The organism is Campylobacter sp. CNRCH_2015_0338h, from assembly GCF_025772785.1.
In the GTDB taxonomy this organism is placed as follows: Bacteria; Campylobacterota; Campylobacteria; order Campylobacterales; family Campylobacteraceae; genus Campylobacter_D.
In genome coordinates this window covers 1-17129 of sequence record NZ_JAKMST010000010.1, presented here as the reverse complement: position 1 = coordinate 17129, position 17129 = coordinate 1, and the positions used below count along the sequence as shown (strand labels likewise).

At 30.8% G+C, this 17129-nt stretch carries 15 protein-coding genes; 1 reads left to right on the top strand and 14 read right to left on the bottom strand.

The genetic code is table 11. The features are described from left to right. Positions 1-17 precede the first annotated feature (17 nt). The 14 genes from L8X30_RS07125 to ileS all read right to left on the bottom strand — a co-directional run bounded on the left by L8X30_RS07125 (position 18) and on the right by ileS (position 15918). The gene (locus L8X30_RS07125; RefSeq protein WP_263679632.1) at positions 18-776 is read right to left on the bottom strand and encodes a CAAX protease; all 759 of its coding nucleotides are present in this window, start codon (positions 774-776) and stop codon (positions 18-20) included. 134 nt (positions 777-910) lie between these two features. Continuing rightward, the gene (gene dapE / locus L8X30_RS07120; protein WP_263679631.1) at positions 911-2011 is read right to left on the bottom strand and encodes a succinyl-diaminopimelate desuccinylase; all 1101 of its coding nucleotides are present in this window, start codon (positions 2009-2011) and stop codon (positions 911-913) included. A gap of 3 nt (positions 2012-2014) precedes the next feature. Then, positions 2015-2608 carry a LysE family translocator gene (locus L8X30_RS07115; RefSeq protein WP_263679630.1) on the bottom strand — a complete coding sequence of 198 codons (594 nt, stop codon included), beginning with the start codon at positions 2606-2608 and terminating at the stop codon, positions 2015-2017. Beyond that, positions 2602-3300: an SIR2 family NAD-dependent protein deacylase gene (locus tag L8X30_RS07110; RefSeq protein WP_263679629.1), complete on the bottom strand. Its 699-nt coding sequence runs from the start codon at positions 3298-3300 to the stop codon at positions 2602-2604. Before L8X30_RS07110 ends, L8X30_RS07115 begins: the two co-directional genes overlap by 7 nt. Positions 3301-3345: 45 nt before the next feature. Beyond that, positions 3346-5544: an endonuclease MutS2 gene (locus tag L8X30_RS07105; protein WP_263679628.1), complete on the bottom strand. Its 2199-nt coding sequence runs from the start codon at positions 5542-5544 to the stop codon at positions 3346-3348. Continuing rightward, positions 5544-5891, bottom strand: a complete 348-nt coding sequence (locus L8X30_RS07100; RefSeq protein WP_214100544.1) for a hypothetical protein — start codon at positions 5889-5891, stop codon at positions 5544-5546. The genes L8X30_RS07105 and L8X30_RS07100 overlap by 1 nt, the downstream gene beginning before the upstream one ends. Next, positions 5884-7176 carry a UDP-N-acetylmuramate--L-alanine ligase gene (murC, locus tag L8X30_RS07095; protein ID WP_263679627.1) on the bottom strand — a complete coding sequence of 431 codons (1293 nt, stop codon included), beginning with the start codon at positions 7174-7176 and terminating at the stop codon, positions 5884-5886. Before murC ends, L8X30_RS07100 begins: the two co-directional genes overlap by 8 nt. Positions 7177-7264: 88 nt before the next feature. Continuing rightward, positions 7265-9004 carry an LTA synthase family protein gene (locus L8X30_RS07090; protein WP_263679626.1) on the bottom strand — a complete coding sequence of 580 codons (1740 nt, stop codon included), beginning with the start codon at positions 9002-9004 and terminating at the stop codon, positions 7265-7267. Continuing rightward, positions 8979-9236 (bottom strand): hypothetical protein, encoded by a 258-nt coding sequence (locus L8X30_RS07085; RefSeq protein ID WP_263679625.1) that lies wholly within the window; start codon positions 9234-9236, stop codon positions 8979-8981. Before L8X30_RS07085 ends, L8X30_RS07090 begins: the two co-directional genes overlap by 26 nt. 36 nt (positions 9237-9272) lie before the next feature. Beyond that, positions 9273-10061, bottom strand: coding sequence for a carbon-nitrogen hydrolase family protein (locus L8X30_RS07080; protein ID WP_263679624.1), 789 nt, complete (start codon positions 10059-10061; stop codon positions 9273-9275). After that, positions 10054-10227: an exodeoxyribonuclease VII small subunit gene (gene xseB / locus L8X30_RS07075; RefSeq protein ID WP_039628709.1), complete on the bottom strand. Its 174-nt coding sequence runs from the start codon at positions 10225-10227 to the stop codon at positions 10054-10056. Before xseB ends, L8X30_RS07080 begins: the two co-directional genes overlap by 8 nt. Further along, a complete protein-coding gene (gene guaB, locus L8X30_RS07070) occupies positions 10227-11678 on the bottom strand; it encodes an IMP dehydrogenase (RefSeq protein WP_263679623.1) in 1452 nt (483 codons plus the stop codon). Before guaB ends, xseB begins: the two co-directional genes overlap by 1 nt. Positions 11679-11688: 10 nt before the next feature. Next, positions 11689-13053 carry an Asp-tRNA(Asn)/Glu-tRNA(Gln) amidotransferase subunit GatA gene (gene gatA / locus L8X30_RS07065; RefSeq protein WP_214100538.1) on the bottom strand — a complete coding sequence of 455 codons (1365 nt, stop codon included), beginning with the start codon at positions 13051-13053 and terminating at the stop codon, positions 11689-11691. Between the two features lie 99 nt (positions 13054-13152). Next, positions 13153-15918 carry an isoleucine--tRNA ligase gene (gene ileS, locus L8X30_RS07060; protein ID WP_263679622.1) on the bottom strand — a complete coding sequence of 922 codons (2766 nt, stop codon included), beginning with the start codon at positions 15916-15918 and terminating at the stop codon, positions 13153-13155. A 100-nt stretch (positions 15919-16018) separates the two neighbouring features. Here ileS and L8X30_RS07055 point away from each other — a divergent pair, with 100 nt between their 5' ends. Continuing rightward, positions 16019-17110, top strand: a complete 1092-nt coding sequence (locus L8X30_RS07055) for a CinA family protein (RefSeq protein ID WP_263679621.1) — start codon at positions 16019-16021, stop codon at positions 17108-17110. Positions 17111-17129 lie beyond the last annotated feature (19 nt).

Sequence of the window (17129 nt, the reverse complement as noted above, 5' to 3'; positions counted from 1 at the left end):
TATTTTACTTAAAATACTTACTCGCTTGCATTATTATAATTAAATCTTAAAATAATAGCTTCTTTTATCTCTCCAATATCAATAGCATCTTCTAAATTATAACCAAGTCTCAAAAGTAAAATTTCCAAATCTTTTTTAAATTTTATTTTTGTAGGTTTATTATGGTAGGTTTCGTTTCTAGCTTTTCTTATTTGACTTAGTTTTGTCTTAAGATGCTCTTTGGTGCCAAAACTTGGTAAGACTTGATTTTTATATATTTTTTTATCTTTAAATATATAAGCAAATTCACTCCAATGATCTATCAATATCTCTTCTAAATCAATCAAACAAAAATCATCAAAAATTTGCCAAGTACTATTATATTCATCTATTTTTTGACATCTCTTTTTAACTTTTTTTAAAAGATTTTTTAAAGCAGGATTAAAAACTTCTTCACTAGATTTAAACCAATCATCATCCAACTTATTATACAAATTTGCTATTTTTACTGCTAAAGTACTTCTTAGAGCATTTTCATAACATTGTAAAAGTAAAAAATTTGCTTGATGATTTTTACGTCTTTTGGAATAAATTTTCATAATTAGCTCAAACAAATCTTCGCATTTTTGATTTTTTTCTAGAATCTTTTGTGCTTCTTTGCAAGCTCCCCACAAATATCCAAAATGCAAAACATTGATCCCTTTTATCATTCTAAATTTAAAATCACATTTTAATTTAAAACTGATAAATAGCTTTTCTATTTTTTCATAGCTACTTACATCAAGCTCAAAAGACATTTTATTTCCTATTAATTCCATTTTAAAAAATTAATGATATAATTTTAGAAGTTTAGAGGGCTAACTTGCCGGTAGCTGCAAGGTACTCTTAAATGAGAGGCTACTCTAAATTCCTATTATATCCATGTTTTTTCCTAGTTAAAATTCTCTAATAAATCTTTAAAAACTAAATACAATTTTTCAAGTTCTTCTATACTCACTCTCTCATCAATGGCGTGAATTCTATCATTACACACGCCAAATTCTACTACCTTCACACCAAACTCAGCAAAATATCTTGCATCACTTGTGCCACCTTTGGTGTTAAGTTCTGGCGCTATTTGAGTGATTTTTTGCACACTTTCATTTAGTTTTTGTACGATTTTAGAGTCACTTTGTGTTAAAAAAGGCTTTGAGCTTTGATTTATGCTTAATTCATAATCAAGTCCTTCACAAGTCTTTTCTACATAAGCTTTTACATCTTCTAAGCTAGTTTGTGGAGAATTTCTTACATTAAACATCAGTTTTAAATCATTTGGAGTTACATTGCACACTTCCATACCACCGCGTATATCAGTAATAACAATTTTAGATGGTGCAAATACCTCATCGCCTGGATCAAGATCAAATCCTGCTAAAAATTTCAAAGCTGAAGCAAAATTATGCACAGGATTAATGCATTTTTGTGGGTATGCTACATGACCTTGTTTGCCTTTAATGAGTAATTTTGCATTGATAGAGCCACGACGCCCTATTTTAATACTATCTCCAAATTTTTTATCACAAGTTGGCTCAGCAACCACAGCAAAATCAGGTAACATATCTTTTTCTTGCATAAATTTAAGCACTTCAAGCGTACCAAATTTAGCCTCGCCTTCTTCATCACTTGTTAAAATCAGCGAAATTCTTCCTTTGAAATTTTCCACTTCCTTAACCGCACACATAAAAGCAGCCACACCACTTTTCATATCTTGCGCGCCTCTTACATAAATAAACCCATCTTTTTCTAAAGGCTCAAAAGGATCACTACTCCAACCCTCTCCCGCAGGCACTACATCCACATGCCCGCCAAAAGCCAAATGTTCCCCATCATCGCTAAATTTTTTAGTCAGCAAAAGATTTTTCACACCTTCTTTTTCTATAAAAAAAGCTTCAAAATCACTTAACTCCACTGCGATATAATTTAATGCTCCATCATCATCTGGAGTGATGGATTTAAATTTACTTAATTCTTTAAAAATTTCAACTACTTGCATGTTTTATCCTATAAAAGCTTTATACAGCATAGAAAGAGCAAAATACTCTAAAATAAATGCTGAAAAAAGATTGATATAAAATATATGTTTATTTCTTACAAGGGCTTTAAATTTAGACACAAAAAACGATAGAGTAAAAATCCAAAATACAATAAAACCCACCAAACCAAAAAGCAAAGCAAAAGAGTTTTTACTCTGCATACTAAGCCCTGCTACACTCACCCAAAAGCCTATAACATAAGGATTTGTAACATTTAAGAAAAATCCTTTACTAAAACCTTTTAAAGGATGTGTTTTATTTACCTTGTTAAGATCGACTTTTCTTGTTTTTCTTAGCATTAAAAATACCATAAAACTCAAAAAGAAAAAGCCAAAAACAGCTAGTATTTTATAAAAAAATTCATTATTTGCAAAGCTTAAAAGCCCAAGATTAATCAAAATCAAAAAAAGTATATCAGCACTTAAAGCGCCAAGCCCAACACAAAAAGCATTTTTAAAAGAAGATAAAGCAGTATTTAAGATTAAAATATTTACAGGCCCAAAAGGCACAGACACACCCATACCTAAAATTATGCCTTGTAAGATTACTTCTAGCATTTTGCTTCCAAGAAATTTTCTATATCGATTTTGATTTTATCAATAGCCGTGCAAACATCTTCTATATAAACTTTTGTGAAATTACTTTCTAAATATTTATCCTCATCAAGATTATTTAATATACTTTGCTTACATACTCTTGCATACTCTCCCACGGGTAAAACCTGCCCACTTGTACCTATACATACAAATAAATCACAATTTTGTAATTTTTCATATAAAATTTTATAATTTGGCGCCATTTCTTCAAACATCACGATATTGTGCCTTACACTTTTGCTTTGACATTTAGGACAAATTTTATCATCACTACTTTCATAGCCTATGTAAAAAATATTTTCACACTCTAAACACCTAAGCTCAGGTAAAAAACCATGCAAATGCACCACTTCTTCACAACCTGCTCGCTCTAATAAATCATCTACATTTTGCATTAAAATGCTAATTTGTTTTGGAAATTTTTGTTTTAATAAAGCGATGATTTCATGTGCGTGATTTGGCTTAACACTAGCTAGTTCTTTTCTTCTTTTATTGTAAAATTCCAAAACTTTTTTAGGATTTTTTCTAAAGCCAATTGCAGAGCAAACTTCCATCACATCATGCTCTTCCCAAAGCCCACCATTAGCTCTAAAAGTTTTTATACCACTTGGAGCGGATAAACCTGCGCCACTTAAAATCATCACTTGTTTCATTTAATAAACCTCATTATTGTTTTAAAGGTTTTACTATAATTTTACTTAAAGCTTAACCACCTTAGCACCAAAACCACCTTGATTAATCGGTGCGTCATTAAAGCTTTTTACACTTTTGTGAGCTTTTAAAAACTCTTTTACCGCAAAAGCTAATTTTCCTGTGCCTATACCATGATAAACTATCACCTCATCAAAACCCACTATCAAAGCATCAGAAATAAATTTATCTAATCTCTCAAGCGCTTCATCACTTCTTAAGCCGTGTAAATCTAAAGTCATATTTAAAGCACTTGGGCGGGTTACATTAACACTTGATTTTACCTTTTGTGTAGGGGTTTGATTGCTTTTTTTAAGAAGCTTTAATGGCACACGCAAACTCAAACCATCGCTTTGAATCATTGCATCATTTTTTGAAATAGCTGTGATTTTACCTTTGATTTTTTCATATTTTACAAAATCCCCAACTCTAAGTTCTTCATTTTGCTCCATACTTGGTAAAACAATGCTTTTTTTAAGTTCATTGGCTTTGTTTAAACTTCTTTGTTTTTCTTTGATATCTTTTAGATTTATTGTTTTTTTAGCTTCTTCTATGGCTTTGTGATATTTAAACTCTAAATTAGAAACAAGCTTTTTAAATTCTTGCTCATTTTTTTCTTTTTGATCTTTGAGTGAAAGTAAAATTTCATCTACTTTGGCTTCTTTTTTCTCAAGTTCTTCATTTTTCTTGCGTAAAGAAAGTTCAAGATTGATATTTTTACTTACCATTTCTTCTAAATTTTCTTTATCTTCGCCATAAAGCTTTTTAGCATTTTGTACTAAATTTGCACTTATGCCATATCTTAAAGCCGTTTCAAATGCATAAGATTTACCTATAGTACCTTTTAAAAACTCATATTTTGGGCGTGATAGTTCCTCATCATACAAAGCAGCGATAAGTTCTACTTGTGAATTTTTGGCCAAAAGCATAGCAAGGCGTTTATGATGGGTTGTGATGATGATTTTATTATCTTGTTCTAAAAGCTTAGAAATAAGCTCAGTATATAAACACGCTGCTTCTTCAAAATCTGTTCCAAGCTCTATCTCATCAACCCCTAATAAAACATTTTTCTTACCTAAAAGCTTAGAAAAATGTAACATTCTTCCTGCAAAAGTAGAAATATCGTTTTTTACATTTTGTGGATCTTCTAAAATCGCATCAAATTCTTTGAAATTTCCTATTTGGCTTTTTTGTGCATTAATTTTCATAGGAAGCAAATGCTTTGCAAGTAAAGCTGCACTTAAAATTCCTTTTAAAAGCATAGACTTACCACCTGCATTTACACCCGTGATGATTAAAACTTTTTTATTAAACTCTATATTAACGCTTTTTGCATTCTTTAAAGCCGGATGTGCGAAGTTATATAAACTTAAATTATTAGAACTATCAGCTAAAACAAACTCATAATCATGTTTTTTAGCCATCAAAACTCTAGCGCTATAATGATCAAATAAATCAAAAGCATTATTGATAAATTTCAAAAACATCAAATTTTTATAAAAAGTCAAGCTAATTTTTTTAGCATACTCATAAAAAATTTCTTCTTTAGCATCTTTGATTTCATCAATTTGGCTTTGAATTTTTTCTACGCTTAAAGGCACCACATAAAATCCGCCACCACTACTTCTACCTATGATTTTTGCTTTTAAGACATGATTAAACCCACCGCGTAAAAGCAAGGCTTCCATACCATTGATAAGATGGATTTGTATATCAATTAAATAAGCACTAAGATTTTTAGTATAGGTGAGTTTTTTAAACTCGGCCACCAAGCTTTCTTTTTTCATTTTTAGAGCTAAATTTAAATTAACAAGTCTTTCATCAACACTTTCTTTAATCTCACCCTTTTCATCAAAATACTCAAAAAGCTCTAAAATAGCTTGTGGAATTTCTATTTTTAAAAGCCATTCTTTTAAGCTTTCTTCAAATTTTAAGCCCTTTAAGTATCTAAAATACATACAGATTTTAATAAATTCAAAGCTTTGGCTTAAATGTAAAATTCCTTGCTTGCTAAGATGAGTTAAAACACTATTTAGCTCATCTATCATAGGCGGGGGATTAAAATCTATCAGCGAAAGCTCATTAATCCTTTTATAATGAAGCTTGCTATCACCTTGTAAAAAAATTTCTTTATCTCTTGCAAAAAGTCCTCTAAAGTCTTCTATATAGCCATCTAAATCTAGCTTTTTAAAAAATTGCCCTTGCATTATTTATCTACCTTGCAATCTTTTATATCAAAAACATAGGCTTTAAATTGTTTATTTTTGCCATTTGAAATAAAACTTTGTGTTCCATGCTCGAAGTTAAAATACTCTTTGGTGACATTAATATCTTTACAAATTAGACTTTGTCCTTGTAAAAACGCATTGAGTGTTTCTTTTTTTAAAACCCCACTTCTTGTGGCACTTAACTCAAATTTAATCGCAAAAGCAATCATTAAAATCAACACTAAAATCAAAAGATAATTACTAATCTTACCTATTTTTTTACGCAAAAAAATGAAAAAAAGTAAAATCGCAAAAAAAGCTAAGATATATAAAAAAATCTTAAACATACTTTCCCCTGAGCTTTGTGCTAATATCTCCCGCACCAAAGCCTATTACCAAACCATTTTCAATCAACTCATCATCAAGATAAATAGCATTTTCTTCTCTTTTGATTTCTTTTATAAATTTAGCCTTTGGAAAGTATTTTTGCATATTAATCTCTATTTTAGTTTCCCCTGCTGCATACACAGGTAAAATATAAAGCTCATCAACATTTGCTAAAACTTCACTAAAATACTCTATATTTGCACTTAAACGCGTATAACGATGAGGCTCAAAAATAGCTATGATTTTTTCATATCCAGCTAGCCTTGCATACTCATTTGCTGCTTTAAGTGTGGTTTTGATTTCTGTTGGATGATGTCCATAATCATCAATCAAAGCCATGTTTTCATTTGCAAATAAAATATCAAATCTTTTTTTAATGCCTTGGTATTTTAAAAGCTTAGTTTTTAGCTCTTCTATATTTATAAATTCACTCGCAGCCAAAATAGCTAAAGCAGCGTCCATCGCTACATGCTCACCCATACCAAAAACACTAAATTCACCTAAATCTTTAAGTGTAAAATAAGTTTTTGGCTTAAAATTTTCTACTTTCATATAAATATTTGTGATATCTTTGTTTGGGTAAAGTTTTTTAGCGTTATTTAAATTTAAACTTGATAAAAACTCATCTTCAGCATTAATCACTTGAATTTTAGACAAATGCAAAAATTCTTCATAAGCTTTATGCAATCTTGCAAGATCATTTCCATAATGATCTAAATGTTCTGCTTCAACATTAGTCACTATAGCTAAATAAGGATTTGAGTTTAAAAAAGAACTATCACTCTCATCAGCTTCAAAGATGAGATTTTCACTTTCTTTATAAAGCATATTAGTGCCACTTTCTTTTAACACTGCGCCAATAATCACAGAAGCTTCTATCAAGCTTGCTAAAATGCTTGAAGTTGTACTTTTGCCATGAGCTCCCGCAACTGCAAAAACTCTTTTGTCTTTTAAAATCATAGGCAAGGCTTCTTTTCTTGAAAGTGTTGTGATGTTTTGCTTTTTTGCGCTAGTTAATTCTTCATTATCTTCTTTAATAGCAGCTGAATACACCACTAAATCCACATCTTTAACATTGTCTTTATGATGAGGAATTTTTATATCTATGCCTTCTTTTTCTAATTCTTTTGTGATTTTACTTTCTTTGATATCAGAACCACTAATCTTAAAGCCTTGTTCTTTTAAAAATCTCGCCAAAGCTGAAATTCCAATACCACCTATACCTATAAAATGAATTTTTTGCATTCTTGCCTCAAATTTTTTGAAAATTTAAGGCAAAATTTTATCATTTATTTACTAAAAATAAAATATAAAAAATCTTTATAAATAAAATCTAATCACCATTGTTTGATGTTTTAAGATTAATTAGTCTATAATTTAATTGCTTTTGAAACAAGTCTTTATAATTTTTTGAAAAATTTTTATGATATAAATCTAACTCAAAAGCCTTATTTGTATCTTTTATACTAGTATTATTTTCAAAATAATAACCATTATTTCCATCATACACTCCATTTTGATCAATCCAAACAAGCTCATTAAAACCAAATTCTAGCTTTTCGTTTTTTATAGGTGCTAATATATCTCTTCCTCCTAAACTTAAATATTTTGTATCACTAAGAGTAAGATTATAAAGCGTTGGAAAAATATCCTTATGCGAACCCACACGATTTTTATCATAATAAATATCATTTTTTAAATACTTTGGAAGATATAAATAAAAAGGTACACTATAAGCAAAAGCTTTTTGGGATTTTATATCCATTTTAATATCTCTAAATCTATGATCACCTGTAGCAGCAATAATAATATTTTCCCCAAAACTACTTTCTTTTATGCGATCTAAAAATTTTCCAAATTCATCATTTGCATACGCATAAGCATTTAAAGCACCTATAAAATCACTGATAATAAATTGACTTAATATTTTTTCATCTAAAGCATTCTCATCGATAAGTTGTGTTTTGCTTTTGTGTATATAAGGTCTATGAGTGGAAATACTAAGAGAAATAACTAGCGTAGGATTTTTAGCATTTTCAAATATAGAATATATTTTTTTATACATAAACTCATCAGCTATACCGTATTTGTGTTTTGTTTTTTTAGCTTGTGGAAAATCTTGCATCAGTGTATTTTCATCTATAACTTCATCTACACCTTGATTTTTAAAATAATTGCCAAGATTATACCAAGAAGCATTACCACTATAAACAAAAACTATTTTATATCCTGCATTTTTATAAATTTGCAAAGGTGTAAAGACTAATTTTTCTTTTTGATACAATCCATTTGAAATAATATTTGGACTTAAAAAAACTAAACGATTAAAACTTTCTATGGTATTGTTTGCACTGGATAAAAATCTAGTAAAAATAATATCTTGCTCAAAATGTTTTTCTAAATTTCCCAAAAGATTAGTATTTTCAGTGCCAAACTCAGCTAAATTTAAACCAAAACTTTCCATGATGTTAATATAAATATGATTTTTAGCATGATTTTGATGTGTCAAAGTAGTATCAAACATAGGAAAAAGTTTTTCTTCTAGTTGATTAAGCTGTTTTATATCTACGCTTTTAAATTCTTGTTGATTTTTATACTCTTTATATGCCCATGAAAAAGCCATTAAAGGATTTGTAGAAATTTCATTAAAAGCTTTTATGGTGCTAAATTCATAATTTGAAGCTCTCAATGCATTATAAGTAAAATGTCCTCTTAGCGCTACAACATAAGCATAAATTAGCAAAATGTTTAATAAAACAAAAAATACTAGTTTTATTTTAATAGTCTCTAGTTTTAAGCTAAGAATTTTAATATTAAGATAAAAACAAAATATGCTAAAAGTTACAGCTAATAACAATCCTTTTATAATGGGATAATCAGAAAAAACTATAGATAATATCGCCTTAGTATTATCATCTTTTAAACCAAAAATAAAAATATCAATTTTGCTTGCATAAAGTTGAAAGTAATAATAATACATAAACGCAGAAATTAAAACAACAAAAGCTATAAAAGCTACATAAAAACTAGAAAGATAAATATAAAATTTAGCGATTACCCCCCCCCGTAGCATGATATTTTCTATCTTTAAAAACCAAACTTATATAAGAAAATAAACCACACAAAAATAGAGGTAAAAAAATAGCACTAAAGGTTCTCATATCATGACCTAGTCCATATACATATACCATTAAGGTATTTTCACTTTCATTGGTTAAATTTTTTATCATCAAAAACCTAACTAAAGCAAAAATTCCCATAAAAATAAAACTAAAAGAAAGAATTTGCAATAAAATTTTTCTCATTATACACCTTTAATAATATTTTCTTGTTAAAAAAGATTATTCCTCATAATTTTTTATAAGCTTATCAAAGCCCCATAAATTTCTAGCCTCATTTGCTTTGCTAACTTCTATCACAAGCATTTCTTCTTGATCGCCAAGTTGCTCTTGCACTTCCCCAAAAGCATTGATAAAAAAGCTATCTCCATAGAATTTCCAATCATTTTCTTGCTTTGGGCTACCTATGCGATTAACCCTTAAAATGCTTGTTGAGTTTAAAAAGGCTCTTGTTTTTAAAAGCTCTAGCCATCTTTGATTGCTTTCAAAAGTACTAGCTGTAGGAATGATGACTAAGTCAATCTTTTTTTTCATAATCATTTGCCAAAAGATATCAAAATGCGCCTCAAAGCCAAAAAGCAAAGCGCATTTTAAACCCTCATGCGTGAAAGTAAAAAGTTTAAGTTTATCAGTTTTTTTATTGTTAAAAAATTTTTCTTCATTCCAGTGTGCATAAGGCATTAAAATTTGTTGCTCATACATTTTTACATTTTGCGGGCCTACCTTTAAGCATAGTTTTTTTAAACCATCATTTTCTACACTGATAAATGGTGCAATAATGTTTAAATCATATTTTTTAGCAAGTTTTATCAAGCTTGCCTTTTTACTTTGGCTTTGCTCTTTAATCATACTTTTTGGCATGCTCTTAAGCTCACTAAAAAAACTATTTAAAACATACTCACCTAAAACCACCAAATTAGCACCACTTTCCTTAGCAGCTTTTAGATAATAATCAAGCCTTGACTCACTCAAAGCTAAAGTCGGAAATTGTAAAGCTACAACACTACTCATCTACTTGCTCGATTTCTAATTTAGCATTTTCAAGCATAGTTCTTGCTTGCTTGATACTTTTTAAACCTTCTTTATAAATTTCCACACAAGTTTTAAGGTCTAAATCTTTATCGTTAAGTTTTTCCAAAGAAAGCTCAGCTTGTTTGATATGATCTTCAAATTCCATTAATTACTTACCTTGTAATTTGGTGCTTCAGCTGTGATAGTTACATCATGCACATGGCTTTCTTTTAATCCTGCTGCGGTGATTTCTACAAATTCAGCTCTTTCTTGGAAAGCTTTGATATCTACTGCACCCACATAACCCATAGAAGATCTAAGTCCACCTAAAAGTTGATGCACTACACTTTTTATACTTCCTACATAAGGCACCCTACCTTCAATACCTTCAGGTACAAGTTTATCCTGGGCTGTACCTTCTTGGAAATATCTATCAGAACTTCCTTTTTGCATAGCACCTAAGCTTCCCATACCACGATAACTCTTATATTGTCTTCCTTGGTAAGTAAATAACTCACCTGGACTCTCATCAGTTCCTGCTAAAAGTGAACCTATCATCACACTACTTGCACCTGCTGCGATAGCTTTTGCAATATCGCCTGAGTATTTTATACCCCCATCAGCAATTACTGGCACGCCATATTTACTCGCTTCTATTGCGCATTCATCTATGGCTGAAATTTGAGGTACACCCACACCCGAAACAATACGAGTGGTACAAATACTTCCAGGCCCTATACCTATCTTAACAGCGTCTGCACCTGCTTCACATAGATCTTTAACCGCTTTTGCACTAGCAACATTTCCTACTATCACATCTACATTAAATTCAGCCTTAATTGCTTTTAATGTATCAATAATCCCTTTAGAATGCCCATGCGCACTATCCATTACTATAACATCAACTTCAGCTTCCACTAAAGTCTTTACGCGATCAAGCTGACCCACACCCACAGCCGCAGCCACTCTTAATCTTCCATAAGCGTCTTTATTTGAATTTGGATATTCCTTGCGTTTTTTTAAATCTTTTATAGTGATTAAGCCTTCTAAGTGGTTATTTTCATCTACAATAGGAAGTTTTTCTACTTTATTAGTAGAGAAAATCCTTTCTGCATCATCTAAAGTAGAACCCTTTTTAGCAGTGATTAAAGGCATTTTTGTCATTACATTTTCTACTAAATTATCAAAATTAGTTTCAAATCTCAAATCACGATTAGTTAAAATTCCTATTAGAGTTTTATTCTCATCTACCACAGGAACGCCTGAAATTCTATATTCAGCCATGAGTTCTAGTGCCTCTTTAACACTTGCTTTAGGCCCTATATAAATAGGATCCATAATCACGCCACTTTCACTTTTTTTAACTCTTTTTATCTCTCTAACTTGTGAAGCTATATCCATATTTTTATGGATCACCCCTATACCACCAAGTCTTGCCATCATGATAGCGGCTCTATGTTCAGTAACCGTATCCATAGCAGCTGAAATTAAAGGCATATTCAAAGTAATATTTTTTGTAAGCCTTGTTTTGATATCTACTTCTTTAGGTAAAACCTCAGAATATTGAGGAACTAGTAAAACATCTTCAAAAGTCAAAGCGCGTTTTATGATTTTCATAATTTTTCCTTTATTTGTTTTTGATAATTTCTTCCAAGCTCAAAGCACCATCTAATAAAGTTTGTTCATCATAAGCTTTGCATATAAGCTGAGCAGAAATATTAAGTCCATTTTCATTTTTTCCTACAGGCACGCTAATGCCACCAAGTCCTGCTAAATTCACCGAAATAGTAAATACATCTTCTAAATACATTTGCACTGGAGTTTTGATATCATTAAGGCCAAAAGCAACGCTTGGAGCAACTGGCATAAAAATCAAATCACAATCATTTAAAATTTCTTCATATTTTTGCTTGATAAATCTTCTAGCCTTTTGTGCTTTGATATAATATGCATCATAATAGCCACTACTTAAAACAAAGGTTCCTAGTAAAATTCTTCTTTTTACTTCCTCTCCAAAACCCTCACTTCTGCTATTTACATACATTTGGCTAAGATTGTCACATTTTTCGCTTCTTCTACCATATCTTACACCATCATAACGGCTTAAATTTGCACTTGCCTCAGCTGCTGCTATGATATAATAAGCCGCAACATCAAATGTAGAATCCATTAAGTCTTTATAAACAATCTCATGGCCATTTGCTTTTAACATATCTATGGTTTTTAATAAGGCTTGTTTTACATCATCATTAGTTTGTTCTACATAGTTTTTAATCACAGCTATTTTTAGCTTTTTATTTGCATTTAGTTTTGGCGCGGTTGGTTCAAAAGCTATGTTTGCACTTGTGCTATCTTTTTCATCATAACCTGCAATAGCATCATATAAAATCGCAGCATCTTCAACATTTTGCGTCAAAACTCCGATTTGATCAAGGCTTGAAGAATACGCTGCTAAACCATACCTGCTAACTCTTCCATAACTTGGCTTAAACCCAACACAACCACAAAAAGCAGCAGGCTGTCTTACCGAACCACCTGTATCTGAACCCAAACTTGCTAAAGCTATCCCTGCAGCAACTGCAGCAGCACTTCCTCCACTACTTCCACCTGGAACTTTAGTATTATCAAGCGGATTTAAAGTCTTACCATAAAAAGAAGTCGCACTCGTACTTCCCATAGCAAACTCATCCATATTACATCTTCCAAATGGAGCAAAATTATTTTTGCGTAAATTCACAATAGCACTTGCATCATAAGGAGCCACATAGCCTTGTAAAATTTTAGAACCACAAGTTAATTCCCAATCTTTTACACTAATATTATCTTTTATAGCTACTGGTACACCAGCACCTGAAGTGCTTAAGTCTTTATTTAAAAATTGCTCTACATAAGCACCTAAATGCTTTTGCTGATGTGCTTTTTCATTTAATTCTTTTTTTAGATTTTCTAATTCTTCATTTGAAAATTTCAAAGCTTCTTTTAAAGTTACCATTATTTATCCTTAAATTTTTTAACCAAATAAAACAAAAAAAGCGTGATAAATAAAAAGCTCAATAAAGTAATCACCACCACGCTAAAAGGTAAAGCTTGCTCAAACATTTTTTGCTTTTTCCACACTATTACATCTTGGACATAAACATTCTTCTTCTTTTGCTAAAAACTTCCAACATCTTGGGCACTTGTGTAACGAAGAACGCACGATTTTAAAACTATGATCATCTATTTTAAACTCACTCAAAGCTTCTTTATCGTCTAAGCTTTCTACCGAGCTTACCATAAACCAATCAGCTGCTTCTTCAATATCTTCACTCAAAAGCTCATTTGCGCTTGTTTGCAAGCTTAACTCTTGAGTTGATTTGATGATTTTGTCTTTTTTTAATACATCAACAAGTTCAAAGAATTTTTCTCTTGATTTTATAAATAATTCATCTTCGATTTTATACTCATAATCAAAGCCATTTTTTAATACCAAATCAAACACATCTTTAGCATTTTCTTTAATAGCCACATTTGCATGCTCTAAAGCTTCATCTATGGTGTAAGTTAAACTTGGAGCTAAAAGTGCAAAAAGTTTTCTAGCTATTAACACCATGGCACTTTGTGCGCTTACTCTCTTTGTGTCATCTTTTGCATTACAATATAATCTGTCTTTGCACACATCTAAGTAAATTCCACTTAAATCCGCACTTAAGAAATTTAAAAGCACACTAAAGCCTTTTGCAAATTCATATTTTTCAAAAGCAGCCTCACATGCTTCAAAAGCAACTTTCGCACGCATTAAAATCCACTTATCTAAAAGTGTGAAATTTTTTGTTTCTAAAAATTCCATATCATTAGTATTTGCAAGTAAAAATCTTATAGTATTTCTTATCTTTCTATACTGCTCGCTTACTTGTTTTAAGATATTATCTGAAATTTTCAAGTCCGTTGAATAATCACTAAGCATTATCCAAAGTCTTAAAATTTCTACCCCATAATTTTTAGCTACATTTTGAGGTAAAATCACATTACCCTTAGATTTACTCATTTTTTGACCCTTTTCATCTACGGTAAAGCCATGAGTAAGTATGTTTTTATATGGGGTTTTGTGATTAATCGCGGTAGAAATTAAAAGTGAGCTTTGAAACCATCCACGGTGCTGGTCACTTCCTTCAAGATACATTGAAGCTTGGTATTCTCCTGCATCATATCTAGCTGAGTTTAATACTGCTTCCCAAGTACTACCACTATCAAACCAAACATCTAAAATATCATAAACTTTTTCTAAATTATTTGGATCATATTTGCTATTTGGCGGTAATAAATCTTTTATTTCTAAATCCCACCACGCATCAGCTCCATTTGCTTCAAAAATTCCCACCAAATGATCTAAAACATCATCATCAAAAACCACTTCTTTAGTGTTTTTATCTCTAAAAAATGCTATAGGCACACCCCAATCTCTTTGTCTTGATATACACCAATCAGGGCGATTTTCTATCATAGAACCAAGTCTTTTTACCCCACTTTCTGGGTAAAATTTCACATTATTTAACTGTTCTAGCGCTAGCTCTCTTAAAGATTTTCCATCTAACTTTTTCTCATCCATTAAGATAAACCATTGTTTTGTAGCTCTATAAATAACCGGTTTATGCGTTCTCCAACAAAATGGATAAGAATGTGTAAATTTAGAACTTTCAAGCAAAGCTTCGCCAAGCAATTCTAAAATACGTTCATTTGCTTTAAAAATATGAAGTCCTATAAATTCATTTAGCAAATGTTCTGGTAAAAGTCCTTTAGCTCTTAGTGTTTCATCATAACACCCACCATCATCTACTGGCATAATCACTTCAATGCCATATTTTAAGCACACATAATAATCATCCTCACCATGACCTGGTGCAGTATGTACAAGCCCTGTTCCACCTTCCATTAAAACATAATCGCCTAAAATAAGAGTGGATTTTCTTTGATTGAGTGGATTAATAGCACTTAAATTTTCAAATTCAGAGCCTAAAAGTTCTTTTTGAATTTTTCCTTGAGTGAAGTTTTTATTGATCATATTTTCAAGCAAGGCTTTAGCAAAAATATAACCTTCTTCAGTAATAACATATTTTTCATTTGGATTTAAAGATATGGCTTGATTTGCCGGTAAAGTCCAAGGCGTGGTAGTCCAAATGACTGCTTTAGCTTTTTTTACACCTAGCTTTTCAAGGGAAGTTTTATCAAGCTCAAATGCTACAAAAATAGAATAATCTTCTTTATCTTCATACTCTACTTCAGCTTCTGCTAATGCACTCTTAGCAGCCCAACTCCAAAAAACAGGCTTACTTCTTTCTAGCAAAAGTCCTTTTTTAGCGATTTTACATAAAGCTTTGTAAATGTCAGCTTCAAAAGCATTTTTCATAGTCAAGTATGGCTCATCCCAATCAGCAATCACACCCAAAGACTTAAATTCATCTCTTTGGATATTTACAAATTCTCTCGCATGCTCTCTACAAAACTCACGAATTTCTTTTTTGCTTAAACTTTGCTTTTTATCTTTAAGCTTAACTTCAACTTGCTGTTCTATCGGTAAACCATGACAATCCCAACCCGGAGTAAAACGCACTTTTTTACCTTGAAAATAATGCATTTTGATGATGATATCTTTTAAAATTTTATTTAAAGCATGGCCAATATGCAAATGTCCATTAGCATAAGGAGGGCCATCATGCAAGGTAAAACTCTCACTTACCCCTTGTCTTTTTTGTTTCATTTTCTCATAAGCATAGTTGTTTTCAAACCACTTGCTAAAACGCTTAGGCTCAAGCTCTGCTAAATTTGCACGCATTGCAAAAGTCGTATTTGGAAGCAATAGCGTATCTTTATAATCCATATAATCCACCTTGAAAAATTTAAAAATAGTAAATTCTACTTAAAATACTTTTAATTTGCACTTATTTTTTTGTTATAATCGCAAGAAAAAAAGGAAAATCATGAAACATCTTATCATCATTATAGGTAGTGAAATCATCATTAATGAAAATTATATGCATTATATACAAGAAGAATACAAAAAACAATTTTTAGAACTTCATGAACTAAAATTTATAAACAAACCTGACAAAGAACTTCCTTTTTTACTTGAAAAACTTTCTAAAGAATATGATTATATAACCATTTTTAGCATTAGCGAATACTATGCAACCATAGCTAAAATCATAGCAACCTTAAATGATGATGTTTTAATCTTAGAAAATGATACTTTAGTACCCTCAAAAGCTTTGCGTGAAAAAAATTCCTTTTTAAGTTCTTTTGAAAAATGCTATATTAATTTATTAAACATAAATATAGAGCAAAAATTGCCTTTAATTTTACAAAATCCTGAACTTGATTATGCCTATTTTTGTCTTTTAGATATAGATGAAATGAGTGCAAATATCTTACTTAGCACACTTACTACTTCTTTTGAAATTCAAACTAGCTCAAGTGCATTATTAGATAATCTCATTTGTATTAGAGCAAGCGCTAGTCAGTATGGAAAACTAGAGGGCTTTTTAAAAGGGGTTTTCAAACTTTTTACGGGCAAAGTATTTTTAGGAAATGATCCTATTAAATTTATAGCTAAAAAACTTTTAGAAAAAAACTTAAAAATTTCCTTTGCAGAAAGTTGCACAGCTGGACTTTGTGCTTCAAAATTTGCTGAAAATTCAGGAATTTCTAGTGTATTTGAGGGTTCTTTGATCACTTATTCTAATCGTTTGAAAAATTCTTGGCTTGGGGTGAGCAATGATACCTTAGAAAGTGTTGGAGAATACTCTGATCGTTGTATTTATTTTATGCTAAAAGGGATTTTTAAAACCACAAATTGTGATTTTGCTTTAGCGCTTAGTGGGGTAGCTGGAGAAGAAAATGATAAAAATACCAAAGCAGGTACCATCTACATAGGAGCTATGTATAAAGATGGAACCTTTCTACAAGAATGCATTCACATACAAGGCAATAGAAATTACACAAGAGAACAAGCTAGTTTGGCTGCATATTGTTTAATGCTTAGATTAAAACCTGAAATTTTCTTTGGGATTTAATTGTAAAAGTGGTGTAGTT